We start from the raw sequence: 539 nt of genomic DNA on the forward strand, positions 1-539 counted from the left end.
GGCGTGGGGATGGGCTCGACCACGACGGATTCGGGGTCGGCTTCGGTTTGACGGAAATCAGCCGGCGCCGCACCGGCGGCGCCCGGGGCGATCACGTCGGTTAGCACCGGAATGGCCGCGCTGTCGTGCGGTTGGGGCGCGGCGGACGCGGACGAACGCGCCGACGCCGGCTTGCCCGGCACCAGCACGTCGGTCAGTGTCGGGATCGAGGATGAATCGGCTTCTGTCACGGGAACACTCCGTCGACGGTTGCGGCTAGCCGCCCTGCTTGTAGTTGTTCAGCGCGTAACCGCGGTCGCGGTAGAACCGGTAGCGGTCGCGGCCCGCGGCCAGCTCTTCCGGCGCGTTGCCGACCACTTCGAGCAGGCGCTCGAAGCGGGCGAACTGCGCGGGCACGGTCGCGCCGAGGTTCAGCAGCACGTGATGATGCGGTGCACGATCGAGATCGGCGGCCAGCACGATCGGCGTGCCGGCTGCGTGCTCGCTGTCGACGCCGCAATGCGGGATGAAATCGAGCGGCGAGAACGTCCAGACGCCGC

Annotated in this window: 2 protein-coding genes; both read right to left on the reverse strand. The window is 69.8% G+C overall.

The genetic code is table 11. The features are described 5' to 3' along the window. Window positions 1–230, reverse strand: a 230-nt coding sequence (locus JMF90_RS39825; protein WP_201326628.1) for a DUF2486 family protein, incomplete at its 3' end; no start/stop codon positions are given. Between the two features lie 25 nt (window positions 231–255). Next, the coding region (locus JMF90_RS39830; protein WP_201326629.1) for a DNA polymerase III subunit chi at window positions 256–539 on the reverse strand (284 nt) is incomplete at its 5' end.

It is taken from the genome of Burkholderia sp. E168m23, from assembly GCF_016586125.1.
GTDB lineage: Bacteria > Pseudomonadota > Gammaproteobacteria > Burkholderiales > Burkholderiaceae > Burkholderia > Burkholderia orbicola.